The organism is Streptomyces sp. HUAS TT11 (assembly GCF_051553595.1).
Lineage (GTDB): Bacteria > Actinomycetota > Actinomycetes > Streptomycetales > Streptomycetaceae > Streptomyces.
The window spans coordinates 8,721,018-8,738,812 of the sequence record NZ_CP196184.1; the positions used below are offsets into that span (position 1 = coordinate 8,721,018).

Here is a 17,795-nt window from a genome sequence, read left to right on the forward strand (position 1 = left end):
GCCGCAATCACACGGGCAGCCACGCGCTCCGCACGCGGGCCCAAGGCGGCAGAACGCCAACGCTCGCCACCCGGAGGTGCTGCTGCCCTCAAAAAAGTTGGCCCAGCCCCGCCCTGAGGACGCCCTTCACGGCCCTTCGCCGGGCCAGGGACGCCTGCGGAAGCGAACGGTGGGGCGGTGCCTCTCTTCCCCCGCTCCCGGTGTCCAGCAGCGCTCCTCCGGCGTCGAGACGCAGGCCCTGACCTGGTCTTTCGCATCCTACGGATCTACGCTCGCGCTCTGTTGAAAGGGGGTCGGATGGACCGGACCGTGCGTACTGTCGAGGATGTTCTCGCGCTCTTGGACGGGCTGTTCACGAGCCAGGACGGCAAGTGGGCCACGGGCGACGGTGCGGCCTTTTGGGACACCTTCTACGCCGACCGTTCGAGGGCTGTCCCCTTCTTCGTGGCCAAGCCCGACGAAAGCCTGGCCGACTATCTCGACCAGGACCTGATCACCCCGGGCCGAGCCCTGGACCTCGGCTGCGGTCCAGGACGAAACGCTCTGTTCCTCGCGTCCCGGGGATTCGAGGTGGACGCCGTCGACCTCTCCCCGACCGCTCTCACGTGGGCCGAGGACCGGGCTCACGAGACCGGAGCCGACGTCCGCTTCATCTGCGGCGACGCATTCCAGCTCGTCGGCACGGAACTGACCGGCCCCTACGACCTCGTTGTCGACTCGGGATGCTTCCATCACCTGCCCCCGCACCGCCGCGTCAGCTACCTGGCGCTCCTCGACCGAGCCCTGACCCCCGGCGGCCACCTCGCCCTGACCTGCTTCGCCGCCGGCGCGATGGGTTCGCAACTCTCCGACACCGACCTCTATCGCGCACTCCGACTGCAGGGCGGCCTCGCCTACACCCCGGAGTCACTGCGCTGGATCTTCTCGGACCTCACAGAGGTCGAGCTGCGCCGGATGCGCGACGAGCCGCCCGAGTCGGCGCTGTTCGGCGAAGCGTTCCTGTGGACGGCGTTGTTCCGTCGCGATCCGGAGACAGTCACCCGCTGACCGCACATGTCCTGGAGCCTCCGCTTCACCTGGCCGGCCCGTCCGCGCCTGGACCAAGGCCGGCCATCCACGTGCTTGGTGCCGCTCGTGAAGGAAGCCCCCCATGCGGCACGTTCGGCGTGGGGCGGCGGTCGAGCTGCCAGGTGCCGTGACGGGCATTCGACCGGCAGGCCCGCCCGGCGAGTCGGCCGTGGAGCAGATACACGATCGCGTTCAGGGCCGGCGCTGATCCCACGTCCCGGGCCTGCCCGCGCACCCGCCGGTGCCCGCCGGCCGTCGGTCATCGTCCAACAGGGCTGGACATGCCACCGCCGGTCGAGGCACGTCAGTGGTGGTGGCCCTGCCGGCCGAGGCTCTCCACGGGAGTTGCGCCAGGGCGGGTCCACTGAGGCACGGGGCGGCTGGTCGGGCCCCAGGTGGCGTTCCCGTCCGCGTCCGAGCGCCAGTACCAGCAGGTCGGCGACCCATGACCACCGACCGGGGAGCCGGCTCGAGGAGCCTCGGGCCAGCCCTCGGGGTTCTCCTCCCACGCCTCGCGGCGGCCGTAGGGCGTCATGTCGAGCAGGGCGAGGGAACCGTTGACCGGCTCGTTGCCACGGCCGGTCGTGGAGTAGGTGAGGAACACACGGTCGCCGTCGCGCAGGAAGCAGGTGATGTGCCCCATGTCGCCGCCGACCGGCGCAGCCACGTCGCGCACCGAGTACCAGGGCTGGGTGTAACCCATGAACTCGACGTACGAGGCCACCTCGTCCGGGCGGCCCGTGGTCAGGACGGCGAACGAGACGCCCCGGGCGTTGAGATAGACGGCGTCGTCCAGGTGCCAGGCAGTGGTGGTGCAGCCCTCGCACTGCCCCTGGTGCGGTGCGCCGTCGTACCACATGTGCTTGTAGACCACGAGTTCCTCGCGGCCCTGGAACAGTTCCAGGAACGGGACAGGTCCGTCGGGTCCGACGACCTCCACCGTCCCGTCGCATTCCACCATCGGCAGCCGGCGGCGGGCTGCGGCGATCGCGTCGCCCTCGCGGGTATGGGCCTTCTCGCGGACCAGAAGCTCGTCACGGGCGGCCTGCCAGGTGGCCAGGTCGACGACGGGCGGGCGGCCGGGCAGAGCGGTGGTCGGGTCGTCCGGCGTGGTCGTCATGATGTCCTCCGTGGTGTCGTGTGCCGGGCAGCCTCGTACGGCGTCCTTCGGCAGTCACCGGAACAGACTCGCGACCCGGCAGGAACTCATCGCTGTGTGGGACGCTGCCTACGCCGGCCAGTGCCCGTACCCCGCCGCGGATCGCCGCAGACGGGCGGGAGTCATACCGGTGATGGTCCGGAAGGCTCGGCCGAAGGCGGAGGGCGAGCGATAGCCGACACTCGCGGCGATGTCGTCGAGGCTGCGCTCCGTGGTGGTCAGCAGATCGGCTGCCACCGTCATCCGGGTCCGGGTGAGGAAGTCGGCGACGCCCATGCCGGTCGCCGCGGAGAAGCGCCGTACGAGAGTGGCCCGGGAGACCCCGGCGAGCCGGGCGAGCCGGGCGATCGTCCACGGCCTGTGCGGCTCGAGGATCACGGCATCGACCACGGCGCGCAGACCGGGGTCCACGACGGCGGTCCAGGGTGGGGGGACGGCAGTCGCCGGCGGACGGCTGGAGCCGTCCCCGCGCAGGACGAGGGCCAAAAGCGCTTCGCAGAGCGAGGCCAGCAGAGCCCCGGCGCCGGGGCCGTCGAGGGTCGCCTCGTTCCGCATCAGCTCGCCGAGCAGGCGCAATGGCGAGTCGGCTCCTGTGCCGAAAGAGGCGTGGACGATGTCGGGCAGCCCGGCGAACAGAAGCTCCCCGGCGCCCGGCCGGTAGGTGTAGTGGCCGCAGAAGAGGTCCACAGTGGTGGGGCCCTCGCTGCGCAGGGTGGCCACCGACCTGCCTTCGTACCGCTCGGCGGGGACCGGCGGCTCCATGGCGGTGACACGCACACGGTGCCGTCCGGCGCGGGGGAGTACCAGTACGTCGCCCGCGCGCAGTTCGACGGCGCGACCGCCGGTCTCGACCATGCACAGGCCGTCAAGGAGGAGATGAAAGGGCACCATCCCGGTCCCACCGGGCGGGTTGTCCAGGGCGTGGCTTCCGGCCAACATGCAGCGCACATCAACGCCGCCTTCGAGGCGGGCCATGCGCAGGAGTGTGCTGATCGCGTCCATGAGCCTATCTCGACGATAATTGATTCATTGCCGTCTTGCCGGATCGGCAGCTTCGACGGAGTCTAGCCGCATGGACGAATTGCATGCGGACCTGCTGGTCATCGGCTTCGGCAAGGGCGGAAAGACACTCGCGGCAGCCATGGGCCGGCTGGGACGGCGTGTGGTGATGGTGGAGCAGTCCGCCCTGATGTACGGGGGCACATGCATCAACATCGGCTGTGTACCCACCAAGGCACTCATCCACCGGGCTTCCGCCCGGCCTGAGGACGCGGATCCGCAGGAGTGGTACACGGCGTCGGTGGCATCGACGGCGACGCTGACCTCCGCGATGCGCGACAAGAACTTCCGCATGCTCGACTCTCTGGACTCCGTGACGGTGGTGACCGGCACCGCGGCGTTCCTCGACGACAAGCGGGTGGAGGTCGTGGCGGGCGACGACCGTCTGGAGATCACCGCAGACACCATCGTGGTCAACACCGGCGCGCAGTCCGTGGTGCCGGACATCCCCGGCCTGCGCGGCAGCACGCATCTGGTCACCGGCACGGATCTGATCGGCTCGCCCGACCTGCCACGCCGACTCGCCGTCATCGGCGGCGGCTACCAGGGACTCGAGTTCGCGGCGATGGTGCGCCGCTACGGGAGCGAGGTCACCGTCCTGGAGGTCGCCGACCGCATCCTGCCACGTGAGGACGAGGACGTGGCACGGGCCGCGGAGGAGATCCTCCGGGAGGAGGGCATCACCTTCGTCACCGGAGCCCGTGTCTCCCAGGTCGCCGACACGGAGGACGCCGCGATCGTCCACTACGAGGCGAACGGATCCGCGGGCACAGTCGAAGCCGACGCGGTGCTCGCCGCTGCGGGACGCGCACCGCGCACCGCGGAACTGCGACTGGAGGCCGCGGGTGTGCGCACGACCGCGAACGGCGCCATCGAAGTGGACGAGTACCTGCGCACCAGTCGGCCGCACATCTTCGCGATGGGCGACGTCAACGGCGGGCCCCAGTTCACCTACATCTCCCTCGACGACTACCGGATCGTCGCCGATCAGCTGTTGGGTGAAGGGAAGCGCTCCACAACCGACCGGGTGGCGGTCCCTTACACGCTCTTCATGACACCGCCGCTGGCTCGGGTGGGCCTCACGGAGAACGAGGCACGGGCCGCCGGCCGACCCGTGCGTATCGCGTCCAAGCCGGTCGCGGCGATGGCTGCGATGCCTCGGGCGAGCATCGTGGGCGAAGTGCGCGGGCTGATGAAGTTCGTCGTGGACGCCGAGAGCGACGAGATCCTCGGAGCGGCGCTACTCAGCGTGGATGCACAGGAGTTGGTGAACACCGTGGCGCTGGCGATGCGCAGCGGGGTGACGGCGAGCGGCCTGCGGGACGCGATCTGGACCCACCCCAGCTCGACGGAGGCCTTCAACGAGGTGCTGGCGACCGTGGTGCGCTGACCCCTCGGGGCATCACCGGGACCTGCTCGCCGTTCGTGTATGGCGACACCCACGGCCCGGCACGGTACTCTCGCTCGTCAGTGCAACAACTCCCCTTGCGGCAAGGTGAGTTACTCGGTCCGTCGGCTCTGATCGAGCGCCCTGTCCGCTGCCCCGCAGCGGCAGGCGAGTAACGGAGACATCAATGACCTGGCGATTCACTGCATCGTGTCTGACGGTCGCGCTGGCCGCCGCCTCACTCCTCGTCACGACTCCGGCGGAGGCGTCCCCCGGGGTGTGTTACTTGAAGTCCTACGACAACCCCCTCATCTCGGGCACCGAGAAGTACTTGGTGCCCGAGTACGACCTTTCCTACGGCATGACCGACTACTGCGTGGCGGGGCTGCAGCGTCAGATCAACCATCGTTACGGCAAGCAGCTCGCTGCCGACGGCATCTACGGCCCCCGCACCAGGGACTGGGTCACGCGCATCCAGCGAGACTCGCAGTACTCCTGGTGTGCGGGAGGCGCCGACGGGATAGCAGGACCCAGGACGATCAGCTGCTTCGAGCACGTGAACGGCTATACCGAGTGGTGAGCAGGACGGCGTGGGCGGGGTCCGGGCGAGGCACGGACGTCCAGTGAAGGCCTGAAGGAAGCGTCCGGTGTGACTGCCGCCGGACGAAGGGGATGGTTACGGCGCTACGCGCGACGGCCTTGAGCGTGCTGACGCCCACGGCCATTGCGGCAGCCGGGCTGCTCCCTTGGCAGGAACGGTCCGCCGTCGCAATCGTGGGTCAGGCGTCGGCGTCCCGGAGGCCGACCGCGTCGTGCTGCCAGAACAGTTCCGAGTAGACCAGCGTGCCCGTCATCCACTCCTCGTACTCGGGAAGCCTCAGCACTTGGAAGGCGGCGTCGGGGATGCGCAGGGACGGCTTGCGAAAGCCTGCCTCCGCGCCGGGCGCGAACCCGAAACGCGAGTAGTAGGCGGGGTCCCCCTCGAGGAAGACAAGTGGAACCGGCTGCTTGGAGAGGATCTCCAGAGCGCTCCGTACCAGGGCGGAGCCGACACCCTGCCGCTGGTGACCGGGCGCCACGGCCAGGGGGCTGAGCACCTGCACGTCGACGAGGCACCGTGGGGCGTCCAGGAGGTTGCGAGTGAACATGACGTGGCCCACCACATGCCCGGCTTGCTCGGCGACCAGTGACAGCCCGCCGTTGGACGCGAGGGTGTCGCGCAGGTCGTCCGTCAACTCGGCCACGACGGAACCGTGATCACCGAATGCCTCCTGATGGAGACTCCGCACGGCCTCTCTGTCATCCGGTCGCTCTTCCCGCAGATCCATGGACCTGAGAATAGGGAGAGCCGGGTTTGCGGGCGACCGGTTAAAGGACGTCCTGGTGACGAGGTCGAGCCGCCGCTGCCCCGGCGAGGCTCCTGAAGGGATGCGAAGCCGGGGCCGGTTCTCCGGGTACGCTCGGGGGAAATCCAGGCCGGGATGCCAGCCGACGTAACAGCGCGACGCGCGACCCCGTCGGACGTCGTCCGGGCAGGACGGCTGCCCGAACGGACCATGTGCGTCACACCTCACTTGTCCCGCATCGGCCCATAACGTGCCGTGAACCATCACGGCGCATCGAGCGGTTGGGCCCCAGTGATGGAGAACCCGGCAATGGAGAACCCGTGGCCCGTCGGCGAGGCCGGGACGTCGCACTACGCCCGAACGAGGTGAACACCGCCGGATCCCCTCCGGTCGGCAGTCGACCGACACCTACGGCCAGTCCGTCCCGCGCGGTCGTGACCGGGAACCGGACACCAACAGGGAAAGAGAACTGTGCGATGCGTATCGCTGTGCTGGACGACTATCAGAAGGCCGCTCGTCGTTTCGCCGACTGGGACGGTCTCGGGGCGGAGGTGGTGTTCCTTCATGACCACCTGGGCGACACGGACGCGGTGACCACGGCACTCGACGGTTTCGACGTCGTGGTGGCGATGCGCGAGCGGACGCCGTTCACGGCGGAGCGTCTGGAAGCGCTGCCCGCGCTCCGGCTGCTGGTGACGACCGGTATGGGCAACGCCTCCATCGACATGGCGGCCGCCCGGCGGCTCGGGATCACCGTGTGCGGCACCGGAATCCTTCCGCACGCCACCGCCGAACTGACCTGGGGCCTCATCCTCTCCCTCACCCGGCACATCCACGACGAGGCCGCCGGAATGCGGCAGGGGGCGTGGCAGCACACCGTCGGTGGCGACCTCGCCGGACGGACCCTGGGAATCGTCGGTCTGGGCAACCTGGGCCGGCGTGTCGCCGCAGTCGGCGCCGCGTTCGGGATGCGGGTGGTGGCCTGGAGCACACATCTGGACCCCGCTCGCGCCGCGGAACACGGCGTGAGGGCGGTGGACAAACAGGAGTTGTTCTCCACTTCCGACGTCGTCACCGTGCACTACAAGCTCAGCGAGCGCAGCACCGGCCTGATCGGTGCGCAGGAACTGTCCTGGATGAAGCCCACGGCCCTGCTCGTGAACACCTCACGCGGCCCGATCGTCGACACCCAGGCCCTGGTCGAGGCGCTGCGCCAGGGCCGGATCGCCGGCGCGGCACTCGACGTCTACGACACCGAGCCGCTGCCCGCCGAGGACCCACTGCGCGCCCTGCCGCATACCCTGCTCACACCCCACATCGGCTATGTCACCGAGGCCACCTACGACGTGTTCTACCGGGAAGCGGTCGAGGACATCGCCGCGTATCGCAGCGGAACCCCGCTCCGCGTCCTGAACCCCTGACCGCGGTACGGCATTCGGCCGCGTCCGTACTGGACACTCAGTCGAAAGTGGTGGCCGGCAGCGCCAGGGGCACCCTGACCGTGTGATGGGCTGCGGCCCGTGCGAGGGACCTGCGACCGGCCTACGCCTGTTCGTCCCCGGGCGGGATGTCGACGAACGTGTACCGGACGGACTGCCCCCGGCGTGAACGCTCGGCGATGCCCCTGGCCACAAGAGCCTCGAGGGTATTGCGCACGACGACCTTTCCTGAGGTCCGGACCGCGCTCGGCAACGCCTCGAACATGTCGTTGACCGACATGGGGCCGTCGGACGCCCGCAAGCGCCGCAGTACTGCAGCCCGTACGGATCCCCGTTTGGCGGGGCGGCCGCGGGTGCCGCCGGCAGATGCGGGAGCAGGTGCGGAACTCTCCTGAGAACTGTGCCCGGTTGCTGCCGATCCCCGCCGGCTCTGGACGGGCGCCGCAGCCTCCGTAGCCACGCTGGAGAGGTTCTCCCAGAGCTTGCCCAAGAGCACCCGGTCCGCGTGGAGCGACCTGAGCCGGGCTTCCAACTGCGCGATCTCACCGTCGACCCGTTCGAGATCGGCGCGTACCTGTTCGGTGTACGCGTTGGTCAAGTCCATCCGTGCGTCTGCCTCTATGGACATGCTTTTCCTCCCTATCGGGAAGAGTATCCAGCATCACAGAAGCCCATGTGTGGGCGGCTGGGCGTTCGTCACGGGTAGGGACGGTCCACTGAAGCGCGAGAACGGTGTGCACGCGTCGACGTAGCGAACTCCCGGTTTGTACTCCCGGGCCGTCCATGGGACGGGCTACGCCGCCAGTGTGGTTCCGGCCGACCGTCACCGGCACAGGACGGATGGGCCCAAGTCGACGAACGCGCCGTACCCGTCAGGCAGAGGTGGATGATGCGATGTGTTCGCGTGCCGTTTCCAGGATCGTGTCGGAGAGGGCTGGATCGGCATCGGCCACGGCCCGCGCCAGAGTAAGGGCGCCGATCATCGTGGACAGAGTGGCGAAGTCGGGAGCGGAGCCGTTCCCGTTCTCCGAGTCCGGCGCGTCCAGCCTCCTGAGGCGTGCCAGCGACTCCGCCATGCCTGTGATGCCGGACGCGAAGATGCGCTGGATCTCTACGGGGCTGCGGCCGGCATCGCGTGCCAGGGCCCCGACAGTGCATCCGTACTCCGGGGTGTCCCGGTGTTCAGCCGACACATACTCCTGCACGAATCGCTGCAGCAGCGCACCACCACCTGCTTCCTTGTCTCCGCTGTCGTCCACGGCCGGGGCTTCGACGGCGGCGACGCTGTCGGCTACTCCGCGTTCACAGATGGCTGCTTCCAGCGCGTCCTTGGAGCCGAAGTAGCCGTAGAAACCGCCGTGGGTCAGTCCTGCGGCCTTCATCACGTCGGAGATCGTCACGTCGTCGAAGCCGCGCTTCCTGAACTGCTGACCTGCGCTGACGATGATGTTCTCACGGTTTGCGGTCACTTGCTCACGGGAAACGCGCATGGATGCCTCCGGCCGGAACAACTCTTGCTTGACACTTTACATGACGCTCATCATGATTAGATTATTCATGATGCTCATCATGTAAAGAGCTCGGGGGCTTGCCCCTGGCGTCCATGCGTGCCGATGGTGCCCGTGGACCACACACCGAGAGGAAAACCCGTGCGTAATCGCAGCTACCCCCCAGAGCGGACGGCGCTGGTCGTGGTCGACGTCCTGAACGACTTCCTCGCCGAGGACGGAAAGCTCAGCGAGCAGATAGGACCCATGCTGGACACATTGGATCTGCGCGCTCAGTTGGGCCGCCTGATCGCCGGTGCACGTGACGCAGGCGTCACCGTCTTCTATGCGCCGCACGGTCTGCACGCCGACGCCTTCTCCGGCATCACACACGTGCTGCCACGCTTCCAGTTCGCGGTGGACAACCAGGTCTTCTGGGAGGGCACCTACGGCGCCGAGTTCTACCCGCCGCTGCAGCCGCAGGCCGGCGACATCGTCGTCGGGCGCCACCACATGTTCGACTCGTTCGCAGGAACCGACCTGCACGAGCAGCTCCGCGGCCATGACATCGAGAAGGTCGTCCTGGCCGGTCTCACCTCGCAGACCTGCATCGAGGGCACAGGGCGGCATGCGCTGGAAGCTGGCTACCACGTCACCTTCCTCACCGATGCCGTGGCGGAGTTCACCGAGGAAGCCCATCGCGCCGCACTGGACATCTCGTATCCGACCTTTGGGCACGAGGTCACCACCATCGACGAGTTCCTCACTGCCATCGAGCCCGTACAGGTCGCCTGACGAACCCTCACCTCCCGGCCCGCCTCAAGGTCCTGTTCAACTGGCGCCCTGCCCAGGCGATGAGCCCGCTTGACGTCCACAGCGACAAGTTACCGGCGGCCTGCCGGAGTGAGGGCTTGCGCTCGACGGCGCACAGTCCTGGACCGGAACCTGCGACGGGACCGCGACAGAGCCACCTGCCCGTGCGTCTGTTGCACAGCAGGCGCTCGCTTGCCGTCAACGGACGGTTCCCGCCGGACGGCAGCGACCCAGACGGCGTTCCCACCCTCTCGTAGACCCTCTGGTATGCGCCAGAAGCCCCGGTGTGAATCCTCCTTTCACACACGCTTCGGTGCCGCATCACCCTTCGTGGGCACACATCCATGTGTCCATCACGGCTTTCCCAGTCCGCACACGCGGACGTGTACCGCACTTCAGATAGGTAATCCCCATGGCTACATTGGCCGTTGTCTACCACTCCCCGAACGGGCACACCCGTGCACTCGCCGAACACATCGCGCAGGGCGTGAAGAGTGTGCCGGATGTCGATGTGCATCTGATCGAGATCCGCGGCGACCAGGTGTCGGAAGGCCGATGGTCGGACGCAGCGACGATGGAACTGCTCAAGAAGTCCGACACGATCGTGTTCGGGGCGCCGACGTACATGGGCAGTCTGTCGGCGGTTTTCAAGTCGTTCCTGGAGGGCGCGTTCTACCCGTTCCTCGGGCAGCAATGGAAGGACAAGCTCGCCGGCGGGTTCACCCACTCCGCGTCCCAGAACGGGGACAAGCTGTTCTCGTTGCAGCAGCTCGTCGTCTTCGCCGCGCAGATGAACATGCAGTGGATATCGGTCGGCGACTCGGCCGGCAACAACTGGACCGGCGGCACGATCTACGACGTCAACCGGCTCGGCTCCTGGCTCGGAGTGATGGGCCAGACCAACGCGGACGAAGGCCCTGACGCGGTCAGCGCGCACGGCGACACGGTCACCGCCGAACGGTACGGCACCCGCCTTGCGGAACTCACCGCTCGGTGGGTGCACGGACAGGAGTACAGGATCCAGCGCAATACGTTGGAGGACTTCCGGGAGATCTCGGCACGCAGCGCGGCCGCAGCGGCCGGCCGAGTTTGAGCCGATCCCCGGTGTCGTCGGCGTCCGCGGGAGCGACACCGGCTGCTCGCGGACATCAAGCCGGGAGTGTTTCGCATGTCATCACGAGTACCACGGAGATTTTGATGTATCTGCATGTGACAGGAACGGTCACCGACCCGAGCGGGCTGGCTGCGCACGCGGCCGACGAGGCCCGGGTACTGCGTGAGCTGAAGGCCGACGGCGTTGTACTCTCGGCGTTCCGCCGCAACGACCGGCCCGGCGCGTTCCTTCTGGTGGAGGCCGGGAGCGTGCGGGACGCCCAGGACAGGCTGGGACGGCTTCCTTATGCGGCAAACGGGTTGCTGACCTTCGAGTTTATCGAGGTCAGCCGACTCTGAACTCCGCCGTCCCGGAGACGACAGGCCGGAGGGCTCCCGCAGGCAACCTGCATTTCGGGAGCCCTCCACGGGGGAGTGCGGTGATTTGCTGAACGTTTGACGCTGGGTGCGGCTGGTGCATTGAGCCCTCGCATGCGGTGCCGGGCAGAGTGATCCCGGCGCCGATTGCGGGCGTACGGGCCTCGGTGTGAGCGGAGGCCATGCGGGCGTCCGCGGCCTGATCGGTGGATGCGATGCCTGGTACTCGGCGGTGCGGGCATGTTTCCGCGGGCCGTCCTCGCCATCACCGGCGCCACGCAGGCCGGTCGCACAGAAGAGGCCAGCGCCCTTTCCGATCAACTCGAGGCGCTGTGGGCACCTTGCGCAGTCACGTCAGTCTGCCCGTTATGTCGGGCACTGTGCCTCATCTGGGCCTGACGTAGGATCCGAACCTGTCCCGTCCCCTGGTTCGGCTGGACGAGGCCGCGCGTCAGCATGTCGCCGACGTGCCGGACGCACTCGGGATCACCGCCTGAGCACGAGCGCCGGGAATCATCAGCGCGTCGTCGACGGGAGGGACCGTGACGAACGTGCTCCTCATCTCTTGGAGCGCAAGGTGACCCGGTACGTGATACCGGTTGTGCGGCTCGGGCGGGCACCGCGGAGACATTGTTCCCAGGCGCCCTCGCTGGGTACTCGTGGCGGCCGGCACAGGTTCTGTCCGGGAGTGCCATCGGACGAACGGAGGAGTGATCCAGCGTGTCCCGTCCGATCGGCGGCCGACAGGTGTCCGCCACTGCGCCCGGGAAGGACGGGGCTGATGGTCGGTGGGTGACGCGGTACCCGGTGTGGAGCATGGCGATCGGGGCGCTGTCCGTATCGGGGTCAGCCGTCCTGCTCGATCTGGCACGTACCTCGCCGGGCACGGCGTCGTTCTACCGATGTGCCCTCGCCCTGCCGGCGCTGCTCGCGCTCGCGGCCGCGGAACGCCGACGCGTCGGCGCATTCCCGAGGCACCGGTACGGGCTTGCCGTGTCCGCGGGGGCGCTGTTCGCCGGCGACATGCTGCTGTGGACGCAGGCGATCGGCGAGGTCGGGGCCGGGCTGTCCACGGTGCTGGTGAATGTACAGGTGGTGATGGTGCCGCTGCTGGCCCGGGCGGTCGACCGGGAACCGGTGCCCCGCCGTTTTCTGTGGTGGCTGCCCGTGCTGCTGGTGGGTGTGGTGTGTACGGGCGGGGTGCTCGAGCAGGGTGGGACGGTCGGTTCCGATCCGCTCCGGGGTACGGTCCACGCGGTGCTGGCGGCGGTGTGCTATTCGGGATTCCTGTACTTGCTGCGCCGCGGGGGCCATACCGGGCAGGTGCGGCAGGTGTACACCGCGGTCGTGGCCTCGGCGGCGGTGGTCTCGCTGGCCGCGGGTCTGCTGTGGTACGGGTTCGACCCGGCACCCGGGTGGAGGGCCCTCGGCCGGCTGCTGGCGGTGGCCGCCTGCAGCCAGGTCGTGGGGTGGCTGCTGGTCGCGACCGCTTCCCCCAGGCTGGCCAGCCATGTCGGTGCGGTCCTGCTGCTGCTCACCCCGGTCGGCGCGGTGGTGCTGGGCGCGGTCGTCCTGGGTGAGCGCCCGACTCCGCTGCAACTGGCAGGCTGTGGACTGATCCTGGTCAGCGCGTACGCCATGGGCCGGGGCGGCACGTCCGACGACGGGCAGGGCGGCAGTCGACTGAGGCGGTGAAGTGACTTACCGATCCTGCCCGTTCGATCGTGCGTCGAACAGGGGTGGTGTTTCGGCCTCGCCACTTCACCGCCGGCTACTCAGCCGTTGCGGCTCACGTTCCCGTTGCTGGGTCGCTCCGACGTCACCGCCCTTCCCGACACCAGGACAGCGAGGGTGCTGCGCGCCTCACGCCGCAACGTACTGCGTGAGGAAAAGGTCGCCGTAAGGGCGAGGATGGAGACGGTGCCGCCGTAGAACACACCGGCAATCGTGGAGAGGAGCCCGACCGTCATCGGGCACGCACCTTTCTTCCCCCGCTCGGCCCACCCGGCTCACGGCCCGGTGCGGGCGTTGATGCGTTTCACCCCCAGCATACGCGCACCGTCAACTCCCCTGCAGGGCTTGGCCGATGTGCGAGTTCTCGCGCTCACGGCACCTGCGGGAACCCGGTGCTGGAAGCGCGTGTGCCGCGGGGAGGGGCCGTCGGTGCTTTCCCGGCGCCGGGAGTCGAGCGACTCAATGGGATTCGGTCAGCGCGGAGCTCACCGGCCGGCGGTGTCTGCCGAGGCGAGCGGTCGTCGGTTCACGTCGACCCTCCACGGCTCAGGCCGTCTGCGGACCATGCGGCCGCGACGCCACTCTCTCGGGTAGTCGGCCATGGGTATCCGTGACGGTGCCGTGACTCGGTGAACCCATCGGTAACGGACAGGATCGGATCGGACCCTCACAGTGAAACCCCCAGGTCCACGCTCTTGTCGGCGTCAGGGCCTTTTGGGTTTGCGAGCAGATGCTCCTATCATTGAGGGGAAGCCCTGGAGGAGACCATGACCGCTACGCCCGCGAGCCGTGAAGACCTGTGCAACAACCTGGCGCTGCGCAAGGCGGCCCGGTACCTCGGTGCGACGTACGACAAGGCGCTGGCACCCGCCGGTCTTCGAGGGACGCAGTTCAGCATCCTCCAGCGGCTCAGTGCCCAGGGGGAGATGACCATCACCGCCCTGGCCGACGTGATCGCCATGGACCGTACGACGATGGCCTCCAACCTCAAGCCGCTCGCACGGGAGGGCCTCGTCACCGTCGAGACGTCGGCGGCGGACCGTCGCGCTCGGATCGTCACGATCACGCCCGAAGGCGTGGCCCGGATGAAGGCCGCACTGCCCTTGTGGGAGGGTGTGCAGGCCCAGTTCGAGGGGAGCTTCGGAGTCGACGACGCGGCCCGTCTGCGTGCGTCACTCGAAGCCGTCCTCCATACCGGCTTCCAGCCCTGGGCGGAGTGAGCGGATCTTCTCGGGTGCGGGTGCGGGTGCGGGTGCGGGTGCGGGTGCGGACGCGTCCGGCGGGACGGCCCGGTCCTCTGTGCCCGGCTCCACCCGTCCCCTGCCCCCGGTGATGTCCAGAGCGGCGAGGTAGCAGGTTACGAGGATGTCCGTGCCGGCCGGGGACCGCTCCGTCGGCCCGGTCGAAGGTCACCGCCGTGCCGTCGCGGGGCGGGGCGGGGCGTGATCAGTGGTCGGGTCGGTTCTGTGTGAGCGCTTCCGGTGCGACGGGGGTCTTCGTGCCTTGCGATCATATTGATACGAGCATATGCTCCTATTGCTGATGCGTGCACATCCGCAGGCATGTGTGCCGGCGGACCGCGGTGGACCTGCCGGGAGCCGGAGCGGCGTCATGGTCCGGTGTCCCGCGCGTGGTGGCCGTATGCCGCAGTGCCACTCGTCCCACGCACACACATGACTGCTCAACCCGAGTGCTCAAGAACTTCGAAGGAGACTTACCGATGGTTGCCAGCAATCGTGTCCTCATCGCCGGCGCAGGCGGCGTGGGCCGCACCGTTCTCGAACTGCTCCGAGCCCAGGACGTGCCCGTGCGGGCGATGCTCCGCCGCGACGACGAACGTGCGGCCGAGCTGCGCGCGCTCGGTGCGGAGGTCGTCCTCGGTGATCTGACCCGGCCCGAGAGCGTCGCGGCCGCGCTGGAGGGCGTCGGGCGGATGTATTTCGCGATGCCCGTGTCGCGCGACCACCTCCTCGCGGCGACCGTGGTGGCCACAGTGGCCCGAGAGCACGGGCAACTGGACGCTCTCGTCGGCATGTCGCAGATGACGGTGTCGCAGATGACCGCCACCAGCACCGCGGAGTCGCATCAGCAGCGACTGCACTGGCTGGCCGAGCAGGTGCTGAACTGGTCGGATCTGCCGGTGGTTCACATCAGGCCGACGTCGTTCCTGGACAATCCGCTGTTCACCACGCTGGCGGCACGATCGATCCGGGCGAGCGGCACGATAGCGCTGCCGTTCGGCACCGGGCGCACATCGCCCGTCGCGGTGGACGACGTCGCCCGCGTGGTCGCCACGGTGCTCCGTGAGCCGGCTTCGCACATAGGCAGCGCCTACGAGCTCACCGGGCCCCGCACCCTCGACATGACCGAGATGGCTGAGGAGTTCACGCGGGCGCTCGGGCGGCCGGTGACCTATACGGACGTGCCGCTGGACCAGTGGCGGGCCGAGGTGCTGACGAAGGTGGGGCTGCCGCAGCACATCGAGGACCACATCGCCGTCATGGGACGCCTGCACCAACAGAACCGCTACGACCGCGCGTCGGACCACGTGGAGCGAGTCACGGGCGTACCGGCGCGGACGGTCGAGGACTTCGTGGCTGCCCGGAGGGACTTCTACCTGGGGTGAGACCGCCGTTTCGGCCGCGTGCGACGTCGATGTTCTGCGGACCTACGTCGTGTTGCCTCATGCCGTCGGTTCGATGACGGTCACAGACGCCCGGGTCGGGTGAAGGGTGCCGGCACGGACGGTGGACCATGCCGGCTCACGCCCTCAGATATGCCAGTACCGCCAGGACCCTGCGGTGCGTCGCGTCCGCAGGCGGCAGGTCCAACTTGGAGAAGATGCCGCTGATGTGCTTGCCCACCGCCGCTTCGGACACCACGAGTTCGTGCGCGATCGCGCCGTTCGACCTGCCCTCCGCGATCAGGGCGAGAACTTCGCGCTCACGCGGTGTGAGCCGCTCCAACGGGTCGCGGCGACGGCGCAGCAGCTGGCGTACGACTTCCGGGTCGACGACCGTGCCGCCACCGGCGACTTCGCACAGGGCGTCCACGAACTCTTCGACCTGCCCGACCCGGTCCTTGAGCAGATAGCCGACACCCGATCCGTCTCCGGAGTCGAGCAGTTCGGAGGCGTATGTCCGCTGCACGTACTGGCTGAGGACCAGGACGGGCAGGGTGGGCGTCCGCTCCCGCAGACGTACTGCCGCGTGCAGTCCTTCGTCCTGGAATCCCGGAGGCATGCGGACATCCGTCACGATGATGTCGGGTGCGTGTCCCTCGACCGCGGCGAACAGTGCCCCGGCGTCTCCGACGGCCGCGACGACCTCGTGACCGCAACGGTGGAGCAGGCCTGTGAGTCCCTCTCGCAGCAGGACACTGTCCTCGGCCAGCACTACGCGGAGCGATCGGTCGGCGGGCAGGGATCGCAAGGGAACTCCACACTCAACTGGGTCGGTCCGCCAGGGGGACTGGACAGGGTAAGTCTGCCATCAAGCACCGAGACCCGGTCCGCGAGACCGGTGAGCCCGGTGCCGACCGAGGCGTCTGCGCCGCCTTTGCCGTCGTCGCGTATGTGCAGGCGCAGTCGTCCGTCGCGATGGTCGCCGCTCACCTCGGCACGGCTCGCCCCGCTGTGCTTGGCGATGTTGGCGAGTGCTTCGCATACCACGAAATACGCGGCCGATTCGACGGACTGAGGCAGGCGCTCCGACAGCTCCAGGGCGACGTCCACGGGTACCGGGGATCGGTCCGCGGCATCGGCGACGGCGGCTTCCAAACCGTAGTCCGCGAGCACCTTGGGGTGGATGCCGTGCACGAGCTCCCGTAGCTCCGCGAGTGCCTGCCCCGCCTGGTCGTGCGCCTTGGCGAGTTGGTCGGCGAGCGGGCCGGGTGGGGCGTCCAGCCGTGCGAGACCGAGCGTCATCGTCAGGGCGACGAGGCGCTGCTGGGCGCCGTCGTGCAGGTCGCGTTCGATACGGCGCCGCTCCCTCTCGAAGGCGTCCACCAACCGCACGCGGGAGCGGGTGAGTTCGACCACCTTGGCGTCCAGGGCGGCGTCGCGCGGGACGAGGAGCAGCCGCGTCAGTTCGGCCCGTGCGCCGGCCGCGACGCCGAGGGCGTAAGCGCATGGGGCCAAGAGGACGAGCCCGAGCAGTGCGACACCGAACGCGGTCGGCCAGGTGTCGATGGTCCATTGCTTGAGCACCTTCGTCTGCCGGCCGTCGCCGACCGTGGCCATGAGGAGAGGTGCCGCGACCAGGGACAGCGGGAAGAGCAGTGCGACGGTGACCGCGAGGGCGTCGACCGGCCACAGCAAGCAGGCGAAGAGCAGCGTGTAGCCGAGTTCCTGCCAGGTCGTCCGCTCGCGCAGCCGAGTCGTCAGCCAGGACCGGAGACCCTCGGCGGGGGGCCTGGTGTGCCGGCCGGGAGCCGGGTTCAGGTGGACGAGGCGCAGCCTGTGCCGTTCCGCCCAGGCGACCGGGATGCCGGCGAGTGCGGTGAGGAGGAGCAGCGGCAGTCCCACGAGCACGATGGCGAGTGCGCCCCCGACCGCCGTCGAGGTCACCAGCCCCGCCAGCACGACCATTCCGGTCACGACGCCGGTGAGCAGGTATGCGACGGAGCGCCACGGCCAGGGCGACACCAGGTAGCCGGGCCGGGACATGGCCTGCCACACGTTCCGAGGGTGCATGGCACTCACCGTAGAAGGTCCGGCGGGGCCCACACCATCGGTCCAGGGGGTGGATCGTGGGTAGGGCCGGCCCTACCCCAAGTCTCGGCTCTGCCGTACTGCGCCGAGGGGCCCCGCGCTGTTGTGTTGAGACATCGAAA

At 68.6% G+C, this 17,795-nt stretch carries 18 protein-coding genes; 10 read left to right on the plus strand and 8 right to left on the minus strand.

Annotated elements, in window-relative coordinates:
• The first annotated feature begins 297 nt into the window (after window positions 1-297).
• Window positions 298-1,047, plus strand: coding sequence for a class I SAM-dependent methyltransferase (locus ACSHXN_RS39215; RefSeq protein ID WP_438305733.1), 750 nt, complete (start codon window positions 298-300; stop codon window positions 1,045-1,047).
• A gap of 325 nt (window positions 1,048-1,372) precedes the next feature.
• Here ACSHXN_RS39215 and ACSHXN_RS39220 read toward each other — a convergent pair whose 3' ends face one another.
• Both ACSHXN_RS39220 and ACSHXN_RS39225 read right to left on the minus strand, forming a co-directional pair.
• A complete protein-coding gene (locus ACSHXN_RS39220; RefSeq protein ID WP_355802082.1) occupies window positions 1,373-2,188 on the minus strand; it encodes a DUF899 domain-containing protein in 816 nt (271 codons plus the stop codon).
• A gap of 108 nt (window positions 2,189-2,296) precedes the next feature.
• Complete coding sequence (locus tag ACSHXN_RS39225; protein ID WP_438305736.1) at window positions 2,297-3,229, minus strand: cupin domain-containing protein; 933 nt, start codon at window positions 3,227-3,229, stop codon at window positions 2,297-2,299.
• 70 nt (window positions 3,230-3,299) lie between these two features.
• Here ACSHXN_RS39225 and ACSHXN_RS39230 point away from each other — a divergent pair, with 70 nt between their 5' ends.
• Together ACSHXN_RS39230 and ACSHXN_RS39235 are read left to right on the plus strand one after the other, a co-directional pair.
• Window positions 3,300-4,676 (plus strand): FAD-dependent oxidoreductase, encoded by a 1,377-nt coding sequence (locus tag ACSHXN_RS39230; protein ID WP_438305738.1) that lies wholly within the window; start codon window positions 3,300-3,302, stop codon window positions 4,674-4,676.
• A gap of 184 nt (window positions 4,677-4,860) precedes the next feature.
• Complete coding sequence (locus ACSHXN_RS39235) at window positions 4,861-5,253, plus strand: peptidoglycan-binding domain-containing protein (RefSeq protein WP_438305741.1); 393 nt, start codon at window positions 4,861-4,863, stop codon at window positions 5,251-5,253.
• 199 nt (window positions 5,254-5,452) lie between these two features.
• Here ACSHXN_RS39235 and ACSHXN_RS39240 read toward each other — a convergent pair whose 3' ends face one another.
• Window positions 5,453-6,001 (minus strand): GNAT family N-acetyltransferase, encoded by a 549-nt coding sequence (locus tag ACSHXN_RS39240; RefSeq protein ID WP_355133726.1) that lies wholly within the window; start codon window positions 5,999-6,001, stop codon window positions 5,453-5,455.
• A gap of 494 nt (window positions 6,002-6,495) precedes the next feature.
• Here ACSHXN_RS39240 and ACSHXN_RS39245 point away from each other — a divergent pair, with 494 nt between their 5' ends.
• A complete protein-coding gene (locus ACSHXN_RS39245) occupies window positions 6,496-7,440 on the plus strand; it encodes a D-2-hydroxyacid dehydrogenase family protein (protein WP_359459837.1) in 945 nt (314 codons plus the stop codon).
• Between the two features lie 121 nt (window positions 7,441-7,561).
• Here the strand turns inward: ACSHXN_RS39245 and ACSHXN_RS39250 are convergent, their stop codons facing one another.
• A complete protein-coding gene (locus tag ACSHXN_RS39250; protein ID WP_438305744.1) occupies window positions 7,562-8,086 on the minus strand; it encodes a hypothetical protein in 525 nt (174 codons plus the stop codon).
• A 244-nt stretch (window positions 8,087-8,330) separates the two neighbouring features.
• On the minus strand, window positions 8,331-8,948 hold the full coding sequence (locus tag ACSHXN_RS39255; RefSeq protein ID WP_356114018.1) for a TetR/AcrR family transcriptional regulator: 618 nt from the start codon (window positions 8,946-8,948) through the stop codon (window positions 8,331-8,333).
• A gap of 159 nt (window positions 8,949-9,107) precedes the next feature.
• Between ACSHXN_RS39255 and ACSHXN_RS39260 the strand changes: the two genes are divergently transcribed.
• The 4 genes from ACSHXN_RS39260 to ACSHXN_RS39275 all read left to right on the plus strand — a co-directional run bounded on the left by ACSHXN_RS39260 (window position 9,108) and on the right by ACSHXN_RS39275 (window position 12,923).
• Entirely contained in the window at window positions 9,108-9,740 is a 633-nt protein-coding gene (locus ACSHXN_RS39260) for a cysteine hydrolase family protein (RefSeq protein ID WP_355802108.1), read from the plus strand.
• Window positions 9,741-10,170: 430 nt separating this feature from the next.
• Entirely contained in the window at window positions 10,171-10,851 is a 681-nt protein-coding gene (locus tag ACSHXN_RS39265) for a flavodoxin family protein (protein ID WP_438305746.1), read from the plus strand.
• A 104-nt stretch (window positions 10,852-10,955) separates the two neighbouring features.
• Window positions 10,956-11,210: a hypothetical protein gene (locus tag ACSHXN_RS39270; protein WP_438305749.1), complete on the plus strand. Its 255-nt coding sequence runs from the start codon at window positions 10,956-10,958 to the stop codon at window positions 11,208-11,210.
• 810 nt (window positions 11,211-12,020) lie between these two features.
• The gene (locus tag ACSHXN_RS39275) at window positions 12,021-12,923 is read left to right on the plus strand and encodes a DMT family transporter (protein WP_383353299.1); all 903 of its coding nucleotides are present in this window, start codon (window positions 12,021-12,023) and stop codon (window positions 12,921-12,923) included.
• A gap of 80 nt (window positions 12,924-13,003) precedes the next feature.
• Here the strand turns inward: ACSHXN_RS39275 and ACSHXN_RS39280 are convergent, their stop codons facing one another.
• The gene (locus ACSHXN_RS39280; protein WP_355133716.1) at window positions 13,004-13,198 is read right to left on the minus strand and encodes a hypothetical protein; all 195 of its coding nucleotides are present in this window, start codon (window positions 13,196-13,198) and stop codon (window positions 13,004-13,006) included.
• A gap of 531 nt (window positions 13,199-13,729) precedes the next feature.
• Here ACSHXN_RS39280 and ACSHXN_RS39285 point away from each other — a divergent pair.
• Both ACSHXN_RS39285 and ACSHXN_RS39290 read left to right on the plus strand, forming a co-directional pair.
• The gene (locus ACSHXN_RS39285; protein WP_355133714.1) at window positions 13,730-14,182 is read left to right on the plus strand and encodes a MarR family winged helix-turn-helix transcriptional regulator; all 453 of its coding nucleotides are present in this window, start codon (window positions 13,730-13,732) and stop codon (window positions 14,180-14,182) included.
• Window positions 14,183-14,682: 500 nt separating this feature from the next.
• Complete coding sequence (locus tag ACSHXN_RS39290) at window positions 14,683-15,588, plus strand: NmrA family NAD(P)-binding protein (protein ID WP_356114007.1); 906 nt, start codon at window positions 14,683-14,685, stop codon at window positions 15,586-15,588.
• A 136-nt stretch (window positions 15,589-15,724) separates the two neighbouring features.
• Here the strand turns inward: ACSHXN_RS39290 and ACSHXN_RS39295 are convergent, their stop codons facing one another.
• Window positions 15,725-16,357 (minus strand): response regulator, encoded by a 633-nt coding sequence (locus ACSHXN_RS39295; protein ID WP_383353608.1) that lies wholly within the window; start codon window positions 16,355-16,357, stop codon window positions 15,725-15,727.
• A complete protein-coding gene (locus ACSHXN_RS39300; protein ID WP_438305752.1) occupies window positions 16,357-17,655 on the minus strand; it encodes a sensor histidine kinase in 1,299 nt (432 codons plus the stop codon). The genes ACSHXN_RS39295 and ACSHXN_RS39300 overlap by 1 nt, the downstream gene beginning before the upstream one ends.
• Between the last annotated feature and the right edge of the window lie 140 nt (window positions 17,656-17,795).

Excerpts from the sequence above, each read along its gene's own strand:
- ACSHXN_RS39235 (WP_438305741.1), top strand. The coding sequence starts at position 4,861 with ATGACCTGGCGATTCACTGCATCGTGTCTGACGGTCGCGCTGGCCGCC.
- ACSHXN_RS39240 (WP_355133726.1), bottom strand. The coding sequence starts at position 6,001 with ATGGATCTGCGGGAAGAGCGACCGGATGACAGAGAGGCCGTGCGGAGT.
- ACSHXN_RS39255 (WP_356114018.1), bottom strand. The coding sequence starts at position 8,948 with ATGCGCGTTTCCCGTGAGCAAGTGACCGCAAACCGTGAGAACATCATC.
- ACSHXN_RS39285 (WP_355133714.1), top strand. The coding sequence starts at position 13,730 with ATGACCGCTACGCCCGCGAGCCGTGAAGACCTGTGCAACAACCTGGCG.
- ACSHXN_RS39290 (WP_356114007.1), top strand. The coding sequence starts at position 14,683 with ATGGTTGCCAGCAATCGTGTCCTCATCGCCGGCGCAGGCGGCGTGGGC.
- ACSHXN_RS39250 (WP_438305744.1), bottom strand. The coding sequence starts at position 8,086 with ATGTCCATAGAGGCAGACGCACGGATGGACTTGACCAACGCGTACACC.
- ACSHXN_RS39300 (WP_438305752.1), bottom strand. The coding sequence starts at position 17,655 with ATGCACCCTCGGAACGTGTGGCAGGCCATGTCCCGGCCCGGCTACCTG.
- ACSHXN_RS39215 (WP_438305733.1), top strand. The coding sequence starts at position 298 with ATGGACCGGACCGTGCGTACTGTCGAGGATGTTCTCGCGCTCTTGGAC.
- ACSHXN_RS39280 (WP_355133716.1), bottom strand. The coding sequence starts at position 13,198 with ATGACGGTCGGGCTCCTCTCCACGATTGCCGGTGTGTTCTACGGCGGC.
- ACSHXN_RS39270 (WP_438305749.1), top strand. The coding sequence starts at position 10,956 with ATGTATCTGCATGTGACAGGAACGGTCACCGACCCGAGCGGGCTGGCT.
- ACSHXN_RS39220 (WP_355802082.1), bottom strand. The coding sequence starts at position 2,188 with ATGACGACCACGCCGGACGACCCGACCACCGCTCTGCCCGGCCGCCCG.
- ACSHXN_RS39265 (WP_438305746.1), top strand. The coding sequence starts at position 10,171 with ATGGCTACATTGGCCGTTGTCTACCACTCCCCGAACGGGCACACCCGT.
- ACSHXN_RS39225 (WP_438305736.1), bottom strand. The coding sequence starts at position 3,229 with ATGGACGCGATCAGCACACTCCTGCGCATGGCCCGCCTCGAAGGCGGC.
- ACSHXN_RS39230 (WP_438305738.1), top strand. The coding sequence starts at position 3,300 with ATGGACGAATTGCATGCGGACCTGCTGGTCATCGGCTTCGGCAAGGGC.
- ACSHXN_RS39245 (WP_359459837.1), top strand. The coding sequence starts at position 6,496 with ATGCGTATCGCTGTGCTGGACGACTATCAGAAGGCCGCTCGTCGTTTC.